The sequence below is a fragment of the Rhodococcus sp. NPDC056506 genome (assembly GCF_042794945.1).
Taxonomy (GTDB): domain Bacteria; phylum Actinomycetota; class Actinomycetes; order Mycobacteriales; family Mycobacteriaceae; genus Rhodococcus_F.
In genome coordinates, this window is sequence record NZ_JBHTSW010000030.1 from 42,710 (window position 1) to 67,371 (window position 24,662).

Annotated in this window: 20 protein-coding genes; 16 read left to right on the forward strand and 4 right to left on the reverse strand. The window is 60.2% G+C overall.

The window, feature by feature from the left end:
- Positions 1-750: 750 nt before the first annotated feature.
- Complete coding sequence (locus ACFQ6H_RS21420; protein ID WP_378648455.1) at positions 751-2,448, reverse strand: 3-ketosteroid-delta-1-dehydrogenase; 1,698 nt, start codon at positions 2,446-2,448, stop codon at positions 751-753.
- Positions 2,449-2,787: 339 nt separating this feature from the next.
- Between ACFQ6H_RS21420 and ACFQ6H_RS21425 the strand changes: the two genes are divergently transcribed.
- The 11 genes from ACFQ6H_RS21425 (at position 2,788) to ACFQ6H_RS21475 (ending at position 16,980) form a co-directional block, all read left to right on the forward strand.
- Positions 2,788-3,207: a hypothetical protein gene (locus ACFQ6H_RS21425; protein WP_378535727.1), complete on the forward strand. Its 420-nt coding sequence runs from the start codon at positions 2,788-2,790 to the stop codon at positions 3,205-3,207.
- A gap of 98 nt (positions 3,208-3,305) precedes the next feature.
- Positions 3,306-4,556, forward strand: a complete 1,251-nt coding sequence (locus ACFQ6H_RS21430; RefSeq protein ID WP_378648457.1) for an amidohydrolase — start codon at positions 3,306-3,308, stop codon at positions 4,554-4,556.
- Between the two features lie 822 nt (positions 4,557-5,378).
- Positions 5,379-6,542: an aminotransferase class I/II-fold pyridoxal phosphate-dependent enzyme gene (locus tag ACFQ6H_RS21435; RefSeq protein WP_378648459.1), complete on the forward strand. Its 1,164-nt coding sequence runs from the start codon at positions 5,379-5,381 to the stop codon at positions 6,540-6,542.
- Positions 6,539-7,738 (forward strand): MFS transporter, encoded by a 1,200-nt coding sequence (locus ACFQ6H_RS21440; RefSeq protein WP_378648461.1) that lies wholly within the window; start codon positions 6,539-6,541, stop codon positions 7,736-7,738. Before ACFQ6H_RS21435 ends, ACFQ6H_RS21440 begins: the two co-directional genes overlap by 4 nt.
- Positions 7,725-9,326, forward strand: a complete 1,602-nt coding sequence (locus ACFQ6H_RS21445; protein ID WP_378548191.1) for a carboxyl transferase domain-containing protein — start codon at positions 7,725-7,727, stop codon at positions 9,324-9,326. The genes ACFQ6H_RS21440 and ACFQ6H_RS21445 overlap by 14 nt, the downstream gene beginning before the upstream one ends.
- A gap of 5 nt (positions 9,327-9,331) precedes the next feature.
- Entirely contained in the window at positions 9,332-11,299 is a 1,968-nt protein-coding gene (locus ACFQ6H_RS21450; protein ID WP_378648463.1) for an acetyl/propionyl/methylcrotonyl-CoA carboxylase subunit alpha, read from the forward strand.
- 61 nt (positions 11,300-11,360) lie between these two features.
- Positions 11,361-12,200: a sulfurtransferase gene (locus ACFQ6H_RS21455; protein WP_378648465.1), complete on the forward strand. Its 840-nt coding sequence runs from the start codon at positions 11,361-11,363 to the stop codon at positions 12,198-12,200.
- Positions 12,197-13,501 (forward strand): NtaA/DmoA family FMN-dependent monooxygenase, encoded by a 1,305-nt coding sequence (locus ACFQ6H_RS21460; RefSeq protein WP_378648467.1) that lies wholly within the window; start codon positions 12,197-12,199, stop codon positions 13,499-13,501. The genes ACFQ6H_RS21455 and ACFQ6H_RS21460 overlap by 4 nt, the downstream gene beginning before the upstream one ends.
- Positions 13,502-13,515: 14 nt before the next feature.
- A complete protein-coding gene (locus tag ACFQ6H_RS21465) occupies positions 13,516-15,126 on the forward strand; it encodes an ABC transporter substrate-binding protein (protein WP_378535713.1) in 1,611 nt (536 codons plus the stop codon).
- Positions 15,127-15,185: 59 nt separating this feature from the next.
- Complete coding sequence (locus tag ACFQ6H_RS21470; RefSeq protein WP_378648469.1) at positions 15,186-16,163, forward strand: ABC transporter substrate-binding protein; 978 nt, start codon at positions 15,186-15,188, stop codon at positions 16,161-16,163.
- Positions 16,164-16,512: 349 nt separating this feature from the next.
- Positions 16,513-16,980: a DIP1984 family protein gene (locus tag ACFQ6H_RS21475; RefSeq protein ID WP_378535709.1), complete on the forward strand. Its 468-nt coding sequence runs from the start codon at positions 16,513-16,515 to the stop codon at positions 16,978-16,980.
- A gap of 254 nt (positions 16,981-17,234) precedes the next feature.
- Here the strand turns inward: ACFQ6H_RS21475 and ACFQ6H_RS21480 are convergent, their stop codons facing one another.
- Positions 17,235-17,456, reverse strand: a complete 222-nt coding sequence (locus ACFQ6H_RS21480) for an RGCVC family protein (protein ID WP_378535707.1) — start codon at positions 17,454-17,456, stop codon at positions 17,235-17,237.
- A gap of 238 nt (positions 17,457-17,694) precedes the next feature.
- Between ACFQ6H_RS21480 and ACFQ6H_RS21485 the strand changes: the two genes are divergently transcribed.
- The 3 genes from ACFQ6H_RS21485 to ACFQ6H_RS21495 all read left to right on the forward strand — a co-directional run bounded on the left by ACFQ6H_RS21485 (position 17,695) and on the right by ACFQ6H_RS21495 (position 20,695).
- Positions 17,695-18,039 carry a hypothetical protein gene (locus tag ACFQ6H_RS21485; RefSeq protein ID WP_378535705.1) on the forward strand — a complete coding sequence of 115 codons (345 nt, stop codon included), beginning with the start codon at positions 17,695-17,697 and terminating at the stop codon, positions 18,037-18,039.
- A gap of 234 nt (positions 18,040-18,273) precedes the next feature.
- A complete protein-coding gene (locus ACFQ6H_RS21490; protein ID WP_378535703.1) occupies positions 18,274-19,005 on the forward strand; it encodes a response regulator in 732 nt (243 codons plus the stop codon).
- A 13-nt stretch (positions 19,006-19,018) separates the two neighbouring features.
- Entirely contained in the window at positions 19,019-20,695 is a 1,677-nt protein-coding gene (locus tag ACFQ6H_RS21495; RefSeq protein ID WP_378535701.1) for a GAF domain-containing protein, read from the forward strand.
- A 3-nt stretch (positions 20,696-20,698) separates the two neighbouring features.
- On the opposite strand, the gene ACFQ6H_RS21500 is transcribed toward ACFQ6H_RS21495, so the two are convergent.
- Entirely contained in the window at positions 20,699-21,079 is a 381-nt protein-coding gene (locus tag ACFQ6H_RS21500; RefSeq protein ID WP_378535699.1) for a VOC family protein, read from the reverse strand.
- Positions 21,080-21,278: 199 nt separating this feature from the next.
- On the opposite strand from ACFQ6H_RS21500, the gene ctaD reads away from it, so the two are divergent.
- A complete protein-coding gene (gene ctaD / locus ACFQ6H_RS21505; protein WP_378648471.1) occupies positions 21,279-23,021 on the forward strand; it encodes a cytochrome c oxidase subunit I in 1,743 nt (580 codons plus the stop codon).
- A 221-nt stretch (positions 23,022-23,242) separates the two neighbouring features.
- Entirely contained in the window at positions 23,243-24,064 is an 822-nt protein-coding gene (locus ACFQ6H_RS21510; RefSeq protein WP_378635175.1) for a universal stress protein, read from the forward strand.
- Between the two features lie 17 nt (positions 24,065-24,081).
- Here the strand turns inward: ACFQ6H_RS21510 and ACFQ6H_RS21515 are convergent, their stop codons facing one another.
- The gene (locus tag ACFQ6H_RS21515; protein WP_378648473.1) at positions 24,082-24,555 is read right to left on the reverse strand and encodes an NUDIX domain-containing protein; all 474 of its coding nucleotides are present in this window, start codon (positions 24,553-24,555) and stop codon (positions 24,082-24,084) included.
- Positions 24,556-24,662 lie beyond the last annotated feature (107 nt).

The window sequence follows — 24,662 nt, forward strand, 5'->3', positions numbered from 1 at the left end:
TTGACTGATGTGATCGGAGCAGGTGCAACGCTCTACCTGCAGGCAGCACTCGGTACGTGCTGAGCGGTACGGCAGACAGCACCGACTCCGTTGGAGTGAATTTTTCGGAATGCGCCACGGCGATAACCAGAGCGACAACTCTTGCGACAGCGGGACGCATGGGTACTGATCGAAATGTCGAGAATCCGACGAGCTCGTGGATCTTCGACGGCATGGTCTGTGGCACGGAAACGGCCACAACAGCGAACACCTGAGTGCGCTAGCTCGCATCACGGACCACACTGTGGTGCGCTCATCCTGTGCGCCGCGGACTTGTCACGCGGGTGGACGGAGAGCAGGTCCGGAGACTATTCCGTCAGTACTGGTGACAGCACTGGCAAAATCCCGAGCCAACTCGCGGCAGGGCGGGAACCGATCCTTGATCGTGGGCCACGAATGTCGTCACGGCGAACCGAAGGCATTTCGGTTGCAGATCGACAGGGCGGGTGTCTGCACGGGCGGTCGAGATTGGGGTGGAACATGCGGATCCTTGCGTTGCGGATGAGAATCACCCCATACGCTGTCGCTTCATGGTGCTCCACACGACGGTTGAATTACCTGGATACATACCTGTTTTTGCCAGGTCGACCCGACCGGTCGAAATTGCACCCGCCTCGACGTCACCTGAACGCCGAACGGGAGACCAGTGCATGTCCCGGTATCGGAACGTGCGCTGATCTCCCGTTCAGGTAGATCTGTTGTTCGGTAGAGCTACCGCTCTGCTGCGTGATGCGCGGCGATGTATCCGTAAACCAAGCCCTGGCCGATCGTCGCGCCAGCGCCCGGGTAAGAGTGTCCGAATGCGTTGGCCGCGGTATTGCCGATCGCGTACAGGCCGTCGATGACGCTGCCGTCCTCACGAAGCACGCGCGCTCGATCGTCGGCCTCCACGCCGCCGCAGGTGCCGAGGTCGCTGAGCGTCATCTTCACCGCGTAGAGGGCACTCGTGTCGAGCTTCCTCAGGTTCGGGTTCGGCGACACTGTCGGGTCGCCGTAGTACCGATCGTATGCACTTCCGCCGCGACCGAATTCCGCATCGCTACCGGCAGCTGCGGCCTCGTTGAACTTCTCGAAGGACTCGGCAAATGCATCCTCGGGAAGTCCGACCTTGCGGGCAAGCTCGGCCGGACTGCTCGCCTTGTGCGCGATACCGGACTCGAAGAACGCTGGTGGAAGGGGCTGACGCGGGAAGATGCCGCCTGCGAACACATAACTGTTGCGGTACTCCTGGTCGAAAACGAACCACATGGACTCGGCAGGGTCGCCCGCCTTCTCCCTCTCGAGCACGCGCTGACCGAACGTCATGTAGTCGGTTGCCTCGTTGACGAATCGACGACCGGTGTGGTCGACGATGAACGAGCCAGGCAGCGCACGCTCCGCGAGCATCACCATTGGCGGTCGTCCCTTGATGCTCGCCACTGCGGGGAACCACCACGACTGATCCATCGAGCCGATACCCGCGCCCAACTCCTGGGCAGCCTCGATCGCCTCGCCGATGTTGCCCTCTGCGCCCAGGCTCTCGTGCTCTCCGAGGCTCTCCGACTGGTACTTGTGACGCCATTCCATGTTGTGGTCGAACCCGCCGGCGGCCAGAACGACACCGCGGCGGGCCGTCACCGTCACCTCGCGACCGTCCTGCACGACGATCGCACCGGTCACGCGGTCGCCCTCGGTGACGAGCCGAACCAACGACGTTTCCGTCCACACCGGGATACCTGCTTGCACCACACCGGCGAACAGGCCCGCTGCGAGCGCCTGACCGCCGGCGATGTATTCACGCTTGAGGACGTACTTACCGTAAACGCCCTGCGCCAAGCGGCGGATGATGCGCGGAAAAGCCTTGGTCGGCTTCTTCACCATCAGGTTCATCCATTTGTAGTCCGCGCCAGTGACCGGCATCGGAAGCCCGGCTTCCATCAGGCCGGGGCGCAGGCGAGCGCGTTCAGTGCCCAGTACCGACGCGTCGAACGGCTGGCACTCGCAAGTGCGGCCGGCCGCGCTGCCGCCCGGCAGTTCGGGGTGGTAATCGGAGTATTCCTTGGCCCAGAAAAACTTCATGGGCGTCGTGCGACCGAGCATGTCGACCGTGGCGGCACTGTGGTCGACGAACGCCTCACCGCGTGCGGCGGGTGCCGTATCACCAACCGCCGCATGCACATAGGTCTTCGCGCGCGCTACGGTGTCGCCCGCACCGGCTTCCGCCAGTACCGCGTTGGCAGGCATCCAAAACGCCCCACCGGACCGCGCCGTCGAACCGCCAACGTACTGCGTCTTCTCCACGATCAGCGTGGACAAGCCGAGCTCGTTCGCGGCGAGGGCCGCAGCCATGCCGGTACCGGACCCGATCACAAGCAGGTCGACAGCGATGTCATGGGCTCGAGTCGCGGGGGGTGCCTGATTCTTAGCCATTGAACGAATCCCTTCACGTGGTTTATCGACGCAAACGCTAGGGCAGTCGAGACGCAGTAGGGTCCGGATGCCCATTCAGCGGGACACTGCAAGCGGGTTGACTCAACAACACCGGTCACGGTTGGCCCATTGCGGCGCTCACCGCAGGGTCCCGTCGATCGCATCATCGCCAATCTCTGAATTCTCCGATTCGAGCGGATATGGTGAGGCTGTCCCTTCGATCACGACAGTGCTGGAAAGTGGCCACTACAAACGACATTGCTGGACGAGTTCCGGGCACACGAAGAACCGAGCTGTGCGTCGGGGAATGAACAACCTGGACATTGGAGGTCTCTCGTGATGAATCTCGTTCGCCGACTGAGCGTCTGCGCATCTGTCGTGATCGTTTCGGCTCTGACGCCGGTAGCGCTCGCATCTGCAGCGGTGACCATTCCATTCCAGGTCAACCCTGCGCCGTACGGCAACCCGAACGGCAGCTTCGACGCGCCCGCAGTCCGCTGCGTAGCTGTGGTCGGCGACCAACCCGGCACGGTGACGATCACCGGCGGCAAGGAAGACCGGTGGGGATGCCTACTCTCGTCCGAAGTGCGCTGGCTGAACCTCTCGACCGGGGCCTCCGGTTCCGCCCGACTCTCGGACGGCCTGCACGGATTCCCGGCAGAGGCGATCGTTCAGACCGGAACAGGCCAAGTCGCTGTCGCCGTCCTGTCCGTCACCGGAACGATCACCCCAGGCGTCGCATCGTTCTACGTGCCGTAAGCATCCGAACTCCGAATCACGGCCGCGATGGGACCTAGGTCGTGTTTGCCGACACGTCATCGCGGTTAGCCTGAAAAGACGCTACCGAGAGGACGCTTATGACCTCGACTGTGCACGAAACCGGCGCCGTGGATCCAAACCTGATCGACGTCTACAAGGACCTCCACAGCCACCCGGAGTTGGGGTTTCACGAGGATAGAACATCCAAGATCGTCGAAAAGCATTTGGCAGCATTGGGATTCGACACCACAACCGGGGTCGGCTCGACCGGAGTCGTCGGCGTCCTGAAGAACGGAGCGGGACCTACTGCGCTGCTGCGTGCGGACATGGACGCCCTCCCGGTTCGAGAAGAAACCGGCTTGGACTACGCCAGCACGGTGACGACCACCGACGATCAGGGGAAATCCGTCTCGGTCAGTCACGCGTGCGGCCATGACCTGCACACAACCTGTCTACTCGGTGCAGCCCGAATTCTTTCTCAGGACACGACGACCTGGTCCGGCACTCTCGTCCTCGTCTTCCAACCGGCCGAAGAACTTGGAGCGGGTGCGCAGGCCATGGTCGACGACGGACTGTTCGAGCGATTCCCGAAGCCCGACATCGTCCTCGGACAACACGTGGCTCCGCTACCGGCAGGCACCATCGCCGGGCATGCTGGGCCTTCGTACGCGGGATCGGACTCGTTGCGTGTGCGACTGGTCGGAAAAGGCGCGCACGGATCGATGCCGGAGAACTCCGTCGATCCCGTGGTCATGGCAGCCGAAACCGTGCTCCGCCTGCAAACTGTCATTTCACGCGAAGTGCCGAGCACCGCGACGGCGGTCCTCACCGTCGGCTCCATTCATGCTGGAGATGCCGCCAACGTCATTCCCGGCGAAGCGGAGCTCCAACTCAACATCCGTAGCTACGACGCCGGTGTGCGTCAACGAATCCTCGACAGCGTCGACCGCATCGTCCGGGGCGAGGCGGCCACTGCCGGCGCACCCACCCCACCGACTATCACCGAGACAGAGCACTTTCCTATCGTCGTCAATGATCCGGCAGCGCTGGACAAGACACTCGATGCCTTTGCCGAATGGCTGGGAAACAACAAGATTCTCGACCCTGGCGCAGGAGCAGGGAGCGAGGATGTCGGCATTCTCGCGACCAGCGCCGGTGCGCCGCTGTCGTACTGGTTGCTCGGCGGCACCGACCCTTCCCTGTTCACGACAGGTGACATGACCGATCCAGCCCTGCGAACCGTGCCGTCGAACCATTCGCCGCACTACGCTCCCGTGATCGAGCCGACCCTGACAATCGGCGTGAACGCCTTGGTGGTCGCGGCCAGGACGTGGCTACCAATTCCCTGACGTCATAGCGTCTCCACTGGGCTCCCTCCATGAGAATTCAAGGGAGCGAGGCAGTTTGACATTGCATGACGCTGCAGCAGACCGATCGATGGACGTGCAGGATTCGAAGTACGCGCATACCCGAGCAACGACAGTCGATCTCGAGCTTTCTTGGCGCAGTTTCTCTGGATCGTCTTCGTCGTCATAGGCGGACAGACCGGATACTGATGATTCTGAGCGGTAAGTGGTTCCGACGAAGCTGAATCATTGCCGGTTCAACCGCACACCATCAATAGCCGCAAGTAAAGAACTTGACAAGCTTTACCCATCTCCGTCTTCGAGTTTCACACTATTTACCTCGAAGAAATTCAATACCAGATAGGCCACGCCTGACTACAAAACACCCCGAAGTATTGACGGAAACTATCAGGCCGAAGCCTTATCACATCCAGGCCAACCCTTTGACGCACCCGGATCATAATATTACTCGATCATCGCCGGTAAACACTGATCAGCGTGTGACTCACGGCATTTTCCGATTTACCACGGGAAATCGTGATAATTCATCACCGGCCTTGAACTGGAAGAACTGCAAAAGTCCTAGATTCAACTAATTCCAAACCGCAGGGTTCTCTTCACTTTTCGCGGCATTTCAATTGGCAATGCTTGACATCGAATTGTCTTTCGTTCTCAATTAGCGATGCCCACTGACGTGATGCTCCTTCGTGCATCAACGCATTAATTCCGCTATCGAATCCAGTGAAGGGATCAGCCGCGAAAATGACGGTTGCCGAGAGCTTGAAAGATAGGAACCTGTACTCGAACCTCAGGCGTGCTGCCGATTTGAGCAACCCATTCTGGGATCGCGCAGTCGGCGAGGGCCTGGCAGATATCACCGCCGACCGCGTCGCAGGCTTCGAACACCGGACGACCGAAGGGTACGAATTCGAGAATTTCTCCACCTACTCGTACCTGGGTCTCGACACCGACGATCGGATTCGGTCGGGTGCAATCGCCGCTCTCGAGCGCGAACGAACGTTGAACAGTTCCATCTCACGGATGAGGGTTCACTCCCGTCTCCTCGACGACACCGAGGCCGCACTGAGCGAACTGTTGGACGCGCATGTTCTCACGCTCGGGTCCGCGGCCAACGCGGCGTGGAGTCTGCTCCCCCTCGTCGCATCCGGATTGCTCACCGGCGGCGAACCTCCCCTCATGGTGTTCGACAAGAACGCACACTTCTGCCTGAATGCAATGAAGGCGAGCGTCGCCGACGAAACGACGATCGTGACCATTCGGCACGACGACGTCGATGAACTCGAAAGTCTTTGCCGCACAAATTCTCAGGTGGCATACGTGGCGGACACCGTCTACAGCACCGGTGGAAAGGCGCCGCTGAACGAACTGTTCGCATTACAGGCCAAATACGGACTGATTCTCGTTCTCGACGAGGCACACAGCACCTCGGTCCTCGGACACAACGGCCGTGGTGCAGTACTGGATCTCATTGGCAGCTTGAATGATCGAACATTCTTGCTGACATCGCTGAACAAGGGATTCGGCGCTTCCGGCGGCGCGATCGCACTCAGTAGTAACAGTGGCAGTCGAAATCGTGATCTAGCACTTCGCTACGGCGGCCCACTCACGTGGTCGCAACGTGTGAACGTAGCCGGGCTGGGCGCTATCGCAGCGTCCGTGGAACTTCACCACAGCGGAGAGGTAGACAAGCGCCAACGGCGACTGCAAACGGTTGTGGAACAGTTCGATTCACTCGTCGACACGCCGGCATCGGGCGATGGCCTCCCGATCCGGTTCGTCACACTCCACGAGGAAGAAAGAACCATCGCTGTAGCAAAGGAACTGCTGAAACGCGGTTTCTACACCTCGGCTGTCTTCTTTCCGGTCATCGGTCGAGGCAAAGCCGGGCTCAGATTGATGCTTCGCGCGGACTTGCCTTCGGCAACGATCGAGCGTTTCGCCGACGTCCTACGAAGTGTCACCGAATGAGCGAAGGCCGCACTGTCGCAGTGACACCGCTGGCTTGTGCCGTCGTGTTGACAGCACAGATGGCGACGACCATCTATCTCCCTTCACTGCCGAAGATCGCCGCGGATTTGGGCATCGCGGATTCCGTCGTCAAGTGGTCGGTGACTTTGTTCGTGATCAGTGCAGCACTACCGGTGGTCGTGTGGGGGCGGTTGGCCGATCGCCTCGGACGTAGGACCGCACTGCTGTCCAGCTTGGCCCTGTTCGTGATCGCCTGCGTTGCTCTCGCCTTGGTCCAGAGCGCCGCCGTTCTACTGATCGGCCGGATCCTGCAAGGCATCGGGGCCGGAGGCGCGGCCATCGTCGTGCGAATGATGGTGAAGGACAGGTTCACCGGTTCGGAGCTCGCCAGTCGATTGTCACTGTTGTCGATGGCATTTGTGGTGGCGCTGGGCGGTGGCCAACTGATCGGCGGCGCACTCGCGTCGTTCACCTCATGGCGCGCCGGATTCGGAGTCCTCGGGGCGTTCGGCGTCGCACTGGCTGCAGTGGCGGTGAATACCGAGAACACCACGGTCCGCGACAACAACGAACGCGTCGTTCGGTGGAATGCCATAGTGCTGACACCCAAGTTCTACAAACCGGCCATTGCGGGAGGTTTGGGTTTCGGCGCAATCGTCCTGGTCCAGCAATCGAGTCCCTTCCTGTTCAGCGATCGATTCAATTTGCAACCGTGGGCGTTCGGCGCCTTCGGAATCCTCTACGGAGCCGCCTACTTCGGCGGCGCGTTGTACGTCAACCGCAGGGCCACGGCCGTTGGTTCGGAAAAGCTGATGCGCAGAGGTGCGTTATGCATGCTGGTTGCGGGTCTCGTCCTCATGCTCTGCTGGTATCCCCCGCTTGGTTCCATTCCGTTGCTCGTCGTCTTCCTGATCGGTTACGTCGCATTGACATTCGGGCAATCGCTGCTCTTCCCGAACTCGGCTGCATCAGCAGTGACACATTTTGCGGAAGGTGGAGCCATCGCCGTCGCTTACTGCGGCCTCGTGCAGCAGGGGATTGCCGGCATCGCCTCCGTCGTCGGACCTCTCGCGTCCGATGAACGCGTGTGGTCGGCAATCATCGCACTCATCACCGCAGCGGCGACAGCGCTCGTCTTCTCCCTCCGTACAGCTTCCTCCGAACCGACAGTAGGTACGTCCCATGCCCGTCATTGAACGCACCGCACAACTCGACCCCGGAACCCGGGAGCAAAACTTGTTGGCATACAAGACGATTCGTGAGCGAGTCGCGGGCGCGCAACACTTGTCCGTTCACGGAGCACCCGAGCGGTCCGTCGCCAAGCATCGTGCTCGCGGCAAATTGCCCGCTCGCGAACGCATCGACGCTCTTCTCGACGTGCAGTCCCCATTCTTCGAGATCGGCCAACTGGCCGGATTCGAGGTGTACGACGAGCAACTCCCGTCGGCCGGTCTGGTCACAGGAGTAGGTCTCATCCGCGGCTCACTCTGCGCCATCTTCGCGAACGACGCCACTGTCAAAGGCGGCACCTACTACCCGCTGACCGTCAAGAAGCAACTGCGATTGCAAGCTGTCGCCCGTCGACTGAGGCTGCCGTGTGTCTATCTCGTCGACTCGGGAGGTGTTTTCCTCCCCATGCAGGATGAGATCTTCCCCGACGAGCACCATTTCGGCGAGATGTTCAAGAACATCGCCGAAATGTCGGCAGACGGAATCGTTCAGATCGCAGCCGTCATGGGCTCTTGCACCGCAGGAGGTGCGTACATCCCGGCGATGTGCGACGAGACCGTCATCGTCCGAGGCACCGGCACTGTCTATCTCGGTGGTCCTCAGTTGGTCAAGGCTGCTACCGGTGTCGACGTCGAACCGCAGGAACTCGGCGGTGCCGACGTGCACGGGGTGATCAGCGGCGTCGTCGATCACATCGCCAACGACGACATTGAGGCACTGACAATGATCGCCGACATCGTCGCCCGAGGTGATCGACGGGAAGTACGGGCACCGTCACGATCTCCGCGACCGCCTCTCCACTCCCCCGAGGCGCTCGACACGGTGATCCCGGCTTCTTCCAAAACACCTATCGTCGCGCGCGACGTTCTGGCCCACCTACTCGACGCGAGCGAATTGGTCGAGTACCGAGCAAATTACGGCCGAACCATCGTCTGCGGCACAGGCCACATCGAGGGGTACACCGTCGGAGTCGTCATGAACGACGGAGTGCTCTTTTCGGAGGACTCCCTCAAAGCCGCCAACTTCGTCGAGCTGTGTTCACAGCGAGATATCCCACTGTTGTTCCTGCACAACGTCAACGGATTCATGGTCGGGAAGCAGTACGAAGCGGAAGGTATCGCCAAGCATGGAGCGAAACTGGTCAACGCCGTTGCCTGCGCGAGAGTTCCCAAGCTCAGCATCGTCATCGGTGGAAGCTACGGGGCGGGAAACCTCGCAATGTGCGGACGCTCGATAGGCCCTGACTTCATGGCCGTGTGGCCGAACGCCAAGACAACCGTAGTTGGTGCGGAACAAGCAGCATCGGTGATGGCCTTGATGAAGATCGAATCTGCGCGCACACGCGGAACTCCGCTCACAGAAGAGGAAATAGAGGAAATCAAGCGGCCGATCCGTGAAGGTTACGACCGGCAAGGGGAATCGGTTTACGTTGCGTCCAGGCTGTGGGTGGACGCGATCGTCGACCCGGTCGACACGCGATCCTGGGTTTCGCTCGCACTGTCCATGCTTCCCCGCAATCACGGAACAACGCGCTTCGGCGTATTCAGGATGTGAGCACAATGACTCGACTTCTCATCGCCAATCGAGGTGAAATCGTCACACGCATCGCGCGAACAGCCCGCCGCCTGGGCATGTCGGTAGTGACGATCTCCTCCCCCGTCGATTCACACGCACAGTGGCATCGCCTTGCCGATCACACGGTAATCCTGGACGGAGACCTTCCGTCTGAGTCCTATGCCAATTCGGATCAAATCATTGCGGCCGCCCTCGGCGCCGGGTGCGATGCCGTGCACCCGGGCTACGGATTCCTTTCCGAAGACTCCGATTTTGCTACCGCAGTCGTCGCTGCAGGGTTGACATTCGTCGGTCCGGCCGCTGAATCCATCGCAATGCTCGGCGACAAGGCGAGGGCGAAGAAGGCTGCCGCAGATGCCGGCATTCCGACGCTCAATGCGTGGGGTGAGGCAAGTGCCGATCCCGACATCATCATCGGTCATGTTCAGTCTCTCGACGTTCCGGTGCTGCTGAAACCGGTGTTCGGTGGAGGAGGCAAGGGGATGGTCCGCTTGCATCCGGGTGATGATGCCCGTGAGGTCATCACCTCCGCAATCGGGTTGAACAAAAGGAACTTCGGTCGCGGCGACCTCATGATCGAGACACTGGTGGAGCGTCCGCGTCACGTCGAGGTGCAGGTGTTGTTCGATTCCTACGGCACGGGAGTTCACTTCTTCACCCGCGAATGCTCACTTCAGCGTAGAAATCAGAAGATCATCGAGCAGGCACCGGCTACTTCCGTGCCCGAATCAGTCCTGGGTTCCATGCAGCACGACGCTCTCCGTCTTCTCGCAGGCGTCGGTTACGTGAACGCGGCGACCGTGGAATTCTTGGTCGACGCCGAAAACCGCTACTACTTCCTCGAAGTCAACACGCGCCTGCAGGTCGAACATACGGTCACCGAAGAAGTGACGGGCGTCGATCTCGTCGAACTGCAACTTGACATCGCCCTCGGCGCGCGCTTGCCTCTACAGCAGCGCGACATCGCACTGCGAGGCTTCGCGGTGCAAGCGAGAATCTACGCCGAGGATCCGTCCAACGGGTTTCGGCCCGCACCTTCACATTCCGTCAAGGTCTCCTGGCCGTCGAAGGTCCGCGTCGACAGTGCTTTCGAGGGCGTCGGCGCCATTCCGCCGTTCTACGATCCGATGATCGCAAAGGTGATAGCGCGGGGGCTGACACGGTCAGCGGCGCTGGAGTCGTTGGACCGAGCTTTGGCCCATGCGAGTTACTTCGGCGGAGCCTCGAACATAGGCTTCCTCCGATTGCTCTTGGCGACAACGGCTGTGCGCACGGATGACATTCACACTTCCTTCGTCGACGAGCACCTCACTCGATTGGTCCCGGATTCGGAGCAACTTCAGGCCACCGCCGCGGCTGTTGCGTTGGTATGGACTTCGGTCGAGGAACAGTTGCCGGTCACTACGTCGTCCTGGACCGGTGCTCACGGACTACACCGAGCCGCATTGCGCAGGGCGGGATCCGATCCGATCGGACGCGAACTAGTAGCTGACGGCCGAGTCGTAACGACAACGGTCATCTCGCAACGACGCGACCAGTGGATTGTCGACGCCGACGGCCGAAACATTTCCGTACTCGTCAGAGACGGAACCGAAAAAATGACCCTCAGTCTGGTCGCCGACGGATTGGCAACCACCGCTGGACGTCTCGGAGTCGGCACCGGCGCGTGGGTATGCGTCGGCGGTTGGACCGTTCCGGTGAGCGAGAAGATCTATACAGCAAAGGATTCCGAATCAGGGGACGGAGAGATCACTTCGAAGATGCCGGGAACTGTACTGGCTGTACTCCAGACTGGAACACGGGTATCGGAAGGTGATGTCGTTGCGGTCGTCGAAGCCATGAAGATGGAGACTGCCCTCCGCGCGTCCTCTCCTGGGACAGTCTCGGCGGTGAGTGTGACGGTAGGAGACGTCATTGATGCCGGGCAAGTGCTGGCAGCGGTTGCGCCGTGACCAAGGATTACCGCGATCGTGTGACTATCGTCGCGAAAACAACTGCTGGAAAGTATCTTTCATGACCTCGACAGAGGGCGGCGAGCGAGACTCGGTGATCGTATCCGCCCACGAACTTTTCAGATTGATTCGGTTGGGCCAGGCACCGGTCGTCATCACAGTTGTGCGCGAACAGACAACGAGTGCATCCGAGATCGTGAGTTCACCAAATCATGTCACTTTGTCGATCAGGGACTTTCAAGGCGAAGGTGGTGGAACTCGCGGAGATCGCCCCTTGCCTGATCTCGACATCCTCACGAAGACTCTCACAGATCGACACATAGGGGCCGACGCAGACATCGTCGTCTACAGTCCCGACGGCCCGCTGCTGGCCGCGCGTGCGTGGTTCACTTTGCACTGGGCGGGAAGGTCGGTGCGCTATCTGGACGGCGGAGTGGCGGCGTGGATGTCTGCGATCGAGCGGCAGACAGACGCGGACGGTCCGATAGCCAACGCGCCGATTCGTTCGGTAGAAGTATCGCCGGCCGACGCAGACGATGCCACGCGCGCGGCAACGACCGGCGTCTTGCTCGATTCTCGCAGTCCGAGCAGTTTCCACTTTCAAGGCCACATTTCCGGAGCAGTATCAGCACCTGCTCTCGATGTACTGGACGAAAGCGGTTTTCTGCTTCCCGACGCCGAGCTGCGAGAGCACTTCCGTCAGTTCGGGATCGAGAACGATACACACGTCGTGTCCTATTGCGGCGGCGGAGTTGCCGCTTCGCACAATGCACTGGCGCTGGCCGCGATCGGCATCAGTTCCGCGGTCTACATCGCATCGTGGTCGGGGTGGAGCGCCGACCCTGAACGACCCGTCTCCACTCGCATCCATCACACACCAAGGAATCCAGAGAAGCGATGACACGACAGATGATCCTCGGCGCCTACATGGTGTTCCCGAGCATGCACAGTGCAGGAATGTGGCGACATTCCTACTCGGAGAATTCCTTCGAGGACAGACAGTTGTACGAGCGATACGCACAGGCGGCCGAACGAGCAAAATTCGATCTGATACTGATACCTGAGCGCGTGCACTATGTCGACGGCCACACCAAATACGGTCTGCTGACCGGCTTTCAACATGATCCGACGCAACTTGCGGCGGTCGTGGCCGGCGCGACGAAACGAATTGGTCTCGGCGTGACGCTTTCGGCTAGTTTCAACAGTCCGTACAACTTGGCGAGGACCCTCGGCAGCCTCGACATACTCAGCGGCGGACGCGCAGCATGGAACATCGTCATGACGGCACCTGGCCCCGCGAACGACAACTTCCCCGAGGTCGACCGACTGCCCCGAGAGGAGCTGTACGAACGCGGAGACGAGGTCCTCGAAGCAACCACCGCACTTTGGTCGTCGTGGGAAGAAGATGCGGTTCTGGCTGATCGCGACAGCGGAATCTACGCAGATACGAGCAAGATTCATGCCGCCGATTACAAGGGCAAGTACCTGTCGGTACAGGGACCACTCACCCTGCCGCAATCACCTCAAGGCCGGCCGGTCTTCATCCAGGCGGGTGAATCCGCCAGAGGGCGCGAGTTCGGTGGGCGGTGGGCTGATCTGGTCTTTGCGATCGACCCGTTGGAAGAAGATCTTCGGGCGAAGCGCACGGCAATTCGCGGCTACGCGGAAGAGGCCGGACGCGACCCTGATTCGGTCCGCCTCGTCGCCGCTGTGCAACCGATAGTCGGCGAGACGTCGAGCATCGCGAAGGAACGGCAGGAGTATCTGCGATCCCTTATCCATCCGGATGCAGCAATCGAGTGGGTCTCCCACTCCGCAGGGCTCGACTTGTCGCAGTTCGATCCGACCACTCCGATTGCCGAGGTCCTCAACCGCGGTAAGGGCCCCTCACGTCGATTGGCACGCCTGATCGAATCCCGAAATCTCACCATCGCCGAAACCGCAGAGTTGTTCGCGCGCAATGATCTCACTCCCGAAATAGTCGGCTCGCCGCAGGAGGTAGCCGACGAGTTGACCCACCTCTTCGAATCAGGAGCGGCCGACGGCTTCATCCTCACCGCGACGCACTTCCCCAGAGGGCTTGACGACTTCACCAGTTCTGTTGTGCCACTGCTGCAAAAGCGGGGCGTGTTCCGGCGCGAATACACCGGCACGACCCTGCGGTCCCACATCTTCGATTCCACTCGCACTTCCACACGATGAACGGAACTCGGTCCATGACGACGTCGCGGTTTTCATCCATACAGATCCGAGTCGCCATCCTGGCGTCGACGCTTGCAGTTGCGACGGGTTGCAGCACTGCAACACCAGCTGCGAGCGCCGACTCCGAACCCACTTCCGGGGGCGATCTGACCTTTGCGATCAATACTTTTCCACCGTGCATCGACAAGACGTTGAACGGTCAGACCGCTACTGCGTTCCATCCCCTGTACGACAAACTCGTCGACCAGAACCTGGACACCGGGGAGATCGTGCCTTGGTTGGCGACGTCCTGGGAGGTCCAGAACGACGGTCGACGATTCGTCTTCGCTCTCCAGGACGGCGTGACCTTCAGCAACGGCGAGCGTCTGGATGCGCAGGTTGTCGCGGACAACTTCGAAAGCCAGAAGAGACTGGGAGACAGTGGCTTCGCGACCACTGCGAAGTCACATCTTGCAAACTTCACTGGAGCGGAGGTACTCGACGCTTCCACTGTCGCACTCAATTTCTCGGAACCGTCAGCGGGTTTCCTTCAAGCCGCACGCTCCGACACACTCGCCATCATCGCTCCGGAATCCTTGAAGAAGACGCCCGAAGAACGCTGCGCGCAGGGCGTTATCGCCTCGGGGCCGTTCGTGCAGAAGGAACTGGAGACCAATGCGAAGGTCGTTCTCGCTCGACGCGACGGCTATCGCTGGGGATCTTCACTCAACAAGAACAAGGGAGAGGCATATCTGGATTCGATCACCTTTTTGGTCGTCCCCGAGTCCTCGGTGCGGATCGGTGGCTTGACGTCAGGGCAACTGGACGCCGCGATCGACATTCCGAGCACAGACGTCGATCGCACACAGGCCTCCGGACTCACTGTCATTCCGTCAATAGCTGCCGGCATCAACGATTCGCTCTTGCTCAACCCCACGTTTGCGCCAGTGCTCGCGGACCTGAACGTGCGGCGTGCGTTGGTGAAGGGCATCGATACCCAACAGATCATCGACACCACTTACACGCCCAGTGACGAGATTGCACGAAGCATCCTGTCGGTGAAAGCGCCTGGGTACACCGATCTCTCGTCCGACTACACGTATGACCCGGAGGGTGCGAAGTCGCTACTGGAAGCCAGTGGATGGACAGTCGGCGGTGACGGACTTCGCACGAAGGGCGGTGAGAAGTTGACCGTGGAGTTGGCGTACCGCAACCACCTCCCACAATCGCAGTTCGAACTGATCCAGTCTCAGCTGCGTGACATCGGCGTCGCGGTGAACTTGCAACCTCGCTCGACTGCCGAGGACAACACTGCACGAACCGATGGCACATGGGAATCGATCTACTTCCAGAGTTTGCGTGCAGACGGTGACGTACTGCTGGTGTTCAGCCCCACTCTCGGCTCGACCAAAGGCATCGCCTCGACGCCTGAGCTGAATACGTTGCTGATCAAACAATCTCGAACCGTAGACGTAGATGCGAGGAACGGCGTGTTGAAAGAGATTCAGGAGTTGATTGCCGATCAGGCATTGGCGATCCCGTTGCACGCCTCCTCGTTGATCTTCGCGACGACTCCCGCAGTTCACGACTTGCGTATCCAGGCCGATCTCTACTCGGTGGACTTCGTGGATACCTGGAAGAGCTAGCTCGCACTTCGTCAACACATCAGCCTGTTTCGACTAAACCTCTTTGTGGAAGGAACCTCATGTTCACCCGCCCTCGCTCCGCGACGCTGTTGATCGCTACCCTGGCCACAGTTGCCCTCCTGGGTGCCGCTTGCGGAAGCCCAGATGAACAATTGACTGAGCAGCACTCCGGTGCAACAACATCCGGCATAAACTTGTCGTCCGAGCAGAACCGAATCACCACCGAGAAGGTTGATTCGATCGCAGCTAAGGTCCCTCAGGAGTTCCGAGACCGCGGCACGATCCGCATCACCGGCAATGCCGGAACCGCCCCTCCCTTACGCTTCTACGCCGACGACGACAAGACAGTCATCGGTTCCGAGACCGACTTCGCGTACTTGATTGCCGAGGTGCTCGGGCTGAAAATCGATCTTCAGGTTGCGGATTGGGCGCAGAATTCGGTGCGGATCGATTCGGGAGATGCTGATGCATTCGTCTCGAACGTGACGGTCACCGAGGAACGCAAGGAGAAGTACGATTTCGCGACGTACCGCCTCGACACTCTCGCTTTCGAGGTCAGGAAAGACAAGAACATCTCGCTCGACAAGCCGCGGGACATCGCCGGGCTGAAGGTCGGTGTCGGCGCCGCCACCAATCAGGAAGCGTTGCTGGTGAAGTGGAACGAGGACAACGTGGCGGCCGGTCTGGCTCCCGCTGAAATCACCGTGTACCAGAAGACCACTGACTACTACCTTCCCCTCTCGTCGGGTCGAATCGACGCATACTTCGGCCCGAACCCGTCATCCCAGTTCCACGCCGCCCAGACCGGTGAGAACGAAGTGATCGGTCAGTTCTCCGGCGCTGGAGAGGCTGCGTTGGGCCAGATCGGTGTATTGGTAAAGAAGGACAACGGATTGGTTCAGCCGATCAGTGAGGCAATCGATCATCTGATCGAAAACGGCACGTACGCTCAGGTCCTCGAGCGCTGGAAGATCACCAACGAAGCAGTGGACAAATCACTGGTCAATCCGCCTGGCCTCCCGAAGACGAACAAATAGGGAAAGGCGCGCTCAAACTCGTCTCGGGGCGACTATCTCGCCTGAACCGCGAGATCGACGGCGGACCATCGTATGCCTCGCCCGCTCCGTCGACCCGAGACCGTGCGCAGCGTGCTCCACCGACTTCATCGCTTCATCGAACATCGCCACACCCTTAATTTGTTGGGGTGAAGCCCATTGCTTACGAGTTCGGTGTGGCAGCCCCAGCGGACACGCAGTACCAGCTGTCTCCAAGATGATTCGAATGCTGAACTGGGAAGAACGCAGCAAGACAATGGAATCCGACCCAGGTGGTCAACCGAGTGCTAGCTTGGAGTTCCCGATTCAGGTCAGAGCAGGAGCTTCATCCATGAAACTGGCAGAGGCACTCGCGCTACGCAGTGACACCACTCGCAAGGTTGCGCACTTGCGCGAGCGGATCGTCGACAATGCACGCCACCAGGAGGGAGAAATTCCCGCCGAAGACGCTGCCGTCCTTCTCGAAGAGCTGACGTCAACTCTGAGCGAACTCGAACGGTTGATGCGCGCGATCAATCGAACCAATGCGCAGGCAATCCTCGGAAACGGCACTGTCACAGATGCACTCGCCCATCGAGATGTGCTGCGCCTGAGACACTCTGCAGTCAATGCCGCTGCGGACGCCGCGTCCGGGCGCGAAGAGCGAGGTTACGGTCGTCAACTCCGATCAGAATTGGTCTATGTCGCGGCAGTTCCCGTCACCGAACTTCGGGCAATCGCGGACGACCTCGCCCGCGAGATTCGTGAGGTCGATACACAGATTCAACGAACGAACTGGGAGGTGGATCTGATCGAGTAAGCACGGCAGCGTTGGAGCAGGTAGTCGTTCGGCGAAGCGAGCACACACCGCGACCGGCGGTCTATCCGGTCACCTCTGAGCGCGGCGGGCAGCGCACATACACATTGCAGCCCTGCACGTTGTACAGGTAAAGGTGCACTACGCACACATCACCACCACGTGCTGATCGTCGATAGACGAGGGCGGGTTCGGGGCATCCAGCACTGTCGGCGACTGCAGGTCGGTGCGTCTTCGATTGGGATGCAGGATGCGCCTCAGTAGCGCGAATAGTGCTGCATCTCCTCGCGATCTGCAGCGCAGATGCACTTTCGATCGAGACCGCGGTCGGCAGTCACTGCGCAGAAGCGAACTCCGAGCGGATCGTGGGATTCCATACTGTGCTGACACGCCGGGCAGATCGACGGCGTTTCCTGATCCGCGTCAGTCGACTCGGATTGCCCTCGTGCATTCGACACATCGGACGGGTTCGACGCCATACAGGCGCTCCAGTTCTCGGCCGTTCGACCACAGACCGGGTTGGCGTCGAGGACGACATGGCTTGACCGCGCATATTCGAATGACCCTCGACGTACCCCACGCTACTCGCTTCGGCACACCGGTTTGTACCAATTTCTGCCCACGCGACAATCCCGGTCGAGCAGGATAGAACTACTGCACGCACCATTTCCGTGCAGGATTCGAATTCGTGCAACATTCGTCGCGAAAGGGCTTCTCGTGAACACTTTCCAACGTGTATCCGCCGCCGTGAACGTAGTGGTCCAACCGCTGATCGGCGCTCCGATCGTAGGCAAACTACTCGGCCGTTCGATGACCGTCATCACCTACGTCGGCCGCAAGTCCGGTCGCACCTTCAGCGCGCCCGTGTCCTACAAACGAAAAGGCGACCATGTGACGATCGGGGTTGCCATGCCGGACAAGAAGAGTTGGTGGCGCAATTTCTATCCGGAACATGGTCCGATCGTTCTCCAACTGGACGGTATCGATCGCCCCGGCGAGGCACTCGCACATCGAAAAGGCAAGGGTGTCTACGTCTCCGTCGAACTCGCTCCCGTCGACTGAGCGGATCGAACAGACACCGGCACAATCACATTCAGCGCACACCCGCTACCTCACGAGATCGGGGTGATTCAGATCTCGTGACGGTCGGGACCTTTGGCTCTGTGCAATCGAGACTCGGTCTCGCACCCTTCGACGCGGGTTTTTTGTCGGCCATCGGTCGGACAACCCGATCCTGTCGGGACATTACCGTCCGGTAACATCGACGACAGGCGTGAGCTGGAAGAGGTGACCACCGTGACGATCGGCATCTATCTGGTCGACGACCACGAGATCGTCCGTCGTGGATTGGCAGACCTGTTGAATCAGGTATCGGGATTCAACGTCGTGGGCGAGGCGTCGTGTGTTCGCGAAGCCTCGGTCGGGATACCCGAATGCCGACCCGACGTGGTTGTCATGGACGTCAGGCTTCCCGACGGCAACGGTGTTGAACTGTGCCGAGAACTGGCGTCGACCTATCCGAACGCGGCGACGTTGATGCTCACGTCCTACTCCGACGACGATGCCCTCCTCGACGCCCTGATCGCCGGCGCACGTGGATTCGTCCTCAAGAACATTCGCGGCCATGACCTCGTTTCGGCGATCCGTACAGTTGCTACCGGCAAATCGCTGTTGAATACGCAGGCGGTGATCGGTTTGGTGCGGCGCATCCGATCCGAGCAGGAATCGGGTACTGCGGCGGCCCTGTTGACCGATCAGGAACTATTGATCTTCGAGTTGATCGGCAAGGGACTGAGCAATCGAGAGATCAGCACGCACGCAGAGCTCTCGGAGAAGACAGTCAAGAACTACGTCTCACGCATCCTCGAGAAACTGGGCCTCGAACGCCGAACGCAGGCTGCAGTCTTGGCAACAAAGCTTCGCGCAGGCACTTCTCACCCGGATCCTTCGGGCCAGGCGACTACTCACCTGCTGACGCCGTCAGGCTCGCCCTTCTCCGCGACCACGGGCACGCACCATGCCAGGTAGCCGCGACGCTCTCATGCTCAGCCTATTCGGCGATATCGCTGGAAGCGCCGAGCTGGCTGCCCTGAACCCGAGTGCGATTCCCAAACTGCTGAGCGCCGTGTTGACTGTCGGATCCACCCTCCAGCTCGACGAAACCCTGCAACAGATAGTCGACGTCGCGCGTCATCTCCTCGAAGCGGACTACGGAGCGCTCGGCGTGAAGTCGCCCGACGGGCGCTTGTCGCGATTCATCCACTCGGGTTTGGATCAGGGTCAGGTTGCCAAGATCGGGCACCTTCCCGAAGGGCACGGACTGCTGGGCCTGGTCGTTCAGGAACCCTGCCCGGTTCGAACCGACCACATCTCCTCGCATCCGTCCTCGGCAGGGTTTCCGACCAATCACCCACCGATGGACACGTTTCTCGGCGTTCCGATCTTTGTCAGGGGAGAGGTGTTCGGAAGCATCTACCTCGCGGACAGCTCGGACCGGGCTGCATTCGACGATCGCGACGAGGCAGTACTCCAGATACTGGCAAACGCTGCGAGCATCGCCATCGACAACGCGCGCCTGTTCGAGGAATCCCGGACGCGGGAGGCCTGGCTCAAGGCAGTCGCCGCCGTCAATGCACGTCTTCTCAGTGGCGGATCGCGCGACGAGACGCTGGCCGAACTGGTTCGGACGACAAGGCATCTCACGGATGGAAATCTGGTGTGCGTCGTTCGCTACGACCTGGGCAGAGAGCCAGTAGTCCACGTCGCAGATATTGCCGATTCCCAGCCTTTCGCCGCGACCGGCTCTGCCGTCAATCTGTCCGGGACCGTGATCGACGACGCAGCGCGCAGCCGGCGACCGATCTCTGCACCACAGGGCAGTCCCGTTCCGGCACTGAATGTTTCCGGTGACGAATCTGTGATCGCACTCCCCCTCTCCGGAACCTCGTTCGGCGGCGGCGTTCTCTTCGCGTCACGCCGCAGCGACCGCCCGTGGGGAACAGAGGAGATCGAGCAATTGACGGCAATGGCAGACATCGCCTCTGTCACTGTCGAATTCGCTGAACAGCAACGAAAGGAAAGACTGATCGACGTGCTCGAAGATCGTGACCGCATCGCGCGTGACCTCCACGACCACGTCATTCAACAGTTGTTCGCCACCGGATTGAGTTTGCAGGGAGTACTTCAACGTCCAGGCGACGAGGCCACCGTTCGAACCGTTTTGGACACCTCTGTCGATCAACTCGACCGGACGGTCCGCGAAATTCGCACCGCAGTCTTCGACCTCCACACGAGCGAGATGTCCACTCCCACAAGCCTACGGCGGCGACTCCTCGACGCCGTCAACGGCCTGTCCGGCCACTCGCCGATCACTCCCAGCGTCACTTTCGAGGGAACCATCGACAGTTCCGTCCCGGCTCGACTAGCCCCGCACGCCGAAGCCGTTGTGCGCGAAGGCTTGAGCAATGCTCTGCGACATGCCCATGCCGATGCCATCGACGTCACCATCCGTGCCACCGAGGAGCTTGTCATCAGCATCGTCGACGACGGTGTGGGTATCGACCAGGCAACCAGAATCCACGGTCTCGACAACCTTGCGACCCGCGCTCGTCAGTGCGGAGGCTCGAGCAACATCACCAGCGAGAACGGTGTCACCGAGTTGGTGTGGCGCGTTCCGCTGAGCCGAAGGCCGAGCCTGTTACCGAGTCACGATCGTTGAGCGTCAGAGCGGAGATAGTCGAGCCTTCAGCAGACAAAACTCATTACCTTCTGGGTCCGCTAGGACATGCCACTGCTCCTGCCCTGTCTGGCCGATGTCAGCCGGGCGCGCACCGAGACCCAGTAGTCGTTCGAGTTCGGCCTCCTGATCGCGATCGGTAGCGTTGACGTCAATATGCAGGCGAGGCTTACCCTTCTCCGGTTCGTCTCTGCGACTGAGGATGATCGTCGGCTGTGGACCGCCAAAGCCTTCGCGTGGGCCGATCTCCAACGAACCGTCGTCCATTCGATCGAGCACGACGAAGTCCAGGACCTCGCACCAGAACCGGCCCAGCACCTCGGGTTCCCGGCAACCGAGCACCAGTTCACTGATGCGACACGCCATGACGATCTCGCTTTCTTTCCGCCCGTGAAGACAACTCTCTCGACCGTACCGGACCACGTGATCTACGCCATGCCTCTGTTCCGATCCTAGGGACCTTTTCCCCTCGTCCGAGTTCCCGGTCGCCACGATCATTGCGTTATGTTCCACAGTCCCAGGCATTCTCGGTATTTCGTCACGTCGATTCTCGTAGGCGGCCGTCGTGGTTGATCTAGCACCCCGGCCGGTAGGTGAGGTCGATACGCACGCCGATGCGATTCCCCGAACCGCTCCGAAGGGTTCGAAACTGGTCGAGATCCTCAGGACCACCGATCACAAGATGATCGGCCTGATGTACATCGTGACATCGTTTGCCTTCTTCTTGATCGGCGGACTGATGGCGCTACTCATGCGCATGGAATTGACCGTTCCGGGAATGCAATTCCTGTCCAACGAGCAGTACAACCAGTTGTTCACCATGCACGGAACGATCATGCTCCTGCTGTACGCGACCCCGGTCTTCTTCGGATTCGCCAACTACCTCATGCCACTGCAGATCGGGTCGCCGGATGTGTGTTTCCCGCGACTCAACGCATTCAGCTACTGGCTCTATCTCTTCGGCGGCCTGATCGCCTCCGCCGGATTCGTAACACCTGGCGGTGCGGCAGATTTCGGCTGGACCGCTTACGTGCCGCTCACCAGCGAACTCCACTCCCCCGGCATGGGCGCCGACCTGTGGATCATCGGTCTCACGCTCGGCGGCGTCGGCACCATTCTCGGCGCAGTCAACATCGTGTCGACGATCGTCTGCCTGCGTGCCCCTGGGATGACGATGTTCCGCATGCCGATCTTCACGTGGAATGCGCTGGTCGCCAGCATGCTGATTCTCCTCGTTTTTCCGCTGCTCGCTGCCGCCTTGATCGGGCTGTGGGTGGATCGTCATCTGGGTGCGCACCTGTTCGACCCCGCCACCGGTGGAGTCATGTTGTGGCAGCACCTGTTCTGGTTCTTCGGCCATCCCGAGGTCTACATTCTGGCGCTGCCCTTCTTCGGCATAGTCTCGGAGATCTTCCCCGTCTTCAGCCGCAAGCCGATCTTCGGATATACCGGGTTGGTCTACGCAACGCTGGGAATTGCGGCACTGTCGATCGCGGTGTGGGCACACCACATGTACGCAACCGGCGCCGTTCTCCTCCCGTACTTCTCGTTCATGACCTTCCTGATCGCAGTTCCCACCGGAGTCAAGTTCTTCAACTGGATCGGAACGATGTGGAAGGGGCAGTTGACCTTCGAATCGCCCATGCTGTTCTCCGTCGGCTTCCTGGTCACATTCTTGTTCGGCGGACTCTCCGGCGTGATTCTTGCCAGCCCGCCCTTGGACTTTCATGTCACCGACTCGTACTTCGTCGTCGCACACTTCCATTACGTCCTCTTCGGAACGATCGCCTTCGCGACATACGCCGGAATCTATTTCTGGTTCCCGAAAATGACCGGCCGGATGTTGGACGAGAAGCTCGCCAAGATCCACTTTTGGTTGACCCTGATCGGCTTTCACGCAACATTTCTCGTCCAGCATTGGCTCGGCGCCCAGGGTATGCCTCGGCGGTACGCGGACTACCTGCCGTCGGACAATTTCACTCTTCTCAACACGATCTCGACCATCGGCGCGTTTGTGCTCGGAGCCTCGACGATTCCGTTCATCTGGAATGTTTTCAAGAGCTACCGCTACGGCCGAATTGTGACCGTCGACGATCCCTGGGGGTTCGGAAACTCGCTCGAATGGGCGACGTCCTGCCCGCCACCGCGACACAACTTCACCGAACTCCCCCGAATCCGCAGTGAGCGGCCCGCATTCGAACTGCACTACCCCCACATGGTCGAGAGAATGCGCGACGAAGCGCACGTCGGACTGCTTGGCCACAAGTCGGTTTCCGAGGTAAACACCAAGGTGAAACAACATGAATGACGGCACGAAGTACCGAGCCTGGGCAGAAAAGCAGCAACACGAACGCCGAGCGAAACCCGGCCATCTTCTCGCCCCGGTGCTTGTGCTCATGTTCGCTGTCACGACGCTCGTGTGGTTGCCCCTGACGACTGCCGCGTGCTCGATAGTCGTCTCAGGATTGCTGTTCGGCACTGTCCTGCAAGCTAGTTCGCATTCAACAGACACAGCTCGAGGAGTTCACGATGAAGCCCGAACTATCGACTGACCTCATCACCTCGGAGTGGTCCGCGGACGGAGCGGTGGTCGTGTGCATCGACGGATCCCCGCTGCGCCCCGACGTGATCACGTGGGCGGCCGAGTTCGCGCATCGCCACAGTCTCTGGATGCGAATAGTTTTCGTAGCCCCGTTCACCGCCGATCCGAACACCTCGGCGTCACCGACCGGCCTGTTCATGGAAGCCATTCAGATCGCCGAGTCGGTGTCGCCAGATCTTCGGATCCGGACCGATCTGATCTCCGGGGAGAACACCGCAATCCTCACCGCGTTGACGTCCGAGGCCGCCTTGATCGTCGCACCACAGGACGATCCCGCCGCACCTGGACCGACATGTTCGTTCGCAAGAGTCGGAACACCGCGTGAAAGCAGCGCTGCGGCAGCCTTGCCGGTTGTCGTCGGTTTGGACGGAAGCGCCTACAGCGAAAGCGCTTTGGCAATCGCATTCAAGGAAGCGGACGCAGTGAACACCGAACTTGTCGTCGTACATGCTGCCTCGCCCGAAGCCGAGCTGCGTCGAGACTTCGCATCCGGGCACGCGCCCCAGCACCCGACGCCGCTGACGTGGCAACTGTCAGGTTGGGCCTCGCTCTACCCTGGCGTCACCATCCGTCAGATCGAATTCGACGGCCCTTCGGTAGCGATTCTGGAACAACTCTCCACCGAGGCAAGGCTTCTCGTCGTAGGTCGGCGTGGTCGAGGCTCGTTCGACGACGCCGGTCTCGGCACGACGAGCAGTGCGATGATTCGAAAAGCACACTGCCCGGTCATCGTTGCGAGCGAAGCCTGAATCAGATACTCACCCGGTCAGAAGCCGTAGCTGTGGATGGGTGCGAGCTGACCGGCGTGATGGGCTTCGATCACGAAACGCTCGTGGTCGACCAGCTTCTCCGGGAGTTCGTCAACCGGCCACCACCGCAGATCTGCAGATTTCAACGGCTCCATCCGGCGTGGTTCACCCGACCACGTACGGCATTCGTAGAAGAAGTCCACTCGATGATCCACTGGTTCAATCCCTGCCGCGTGACGGCGATGCAACACGGTCAGCGGTTTCAGTTCCGAGGAAAGCAACTCAACGCCAATTTCTTCCGCAGCCTCCCGAATGGCAGCGTCGAGTGCCGACTCCCCCAGTTCGACGTGTCCCGCAGCCGCGTGAGCCCAGTATCCGTCCATGAATCCCGTGCCCTCGCGCAATTGCAACAGCACCTCCGGGCGTTGTGCCAGGTTGCTTCGACAGAACATCACGTACACCGCTGGTACCAGCGCAAATTGATCGGCCACACGACCACGCTATCGTGCGCGTGAAATGACGGCGCCCCGCCCGAAAAAACACGCCGGGGGCCGTCGACGAACAGCTGGAGAAGTTTGTGTGTCTTATAAAAAAAAAC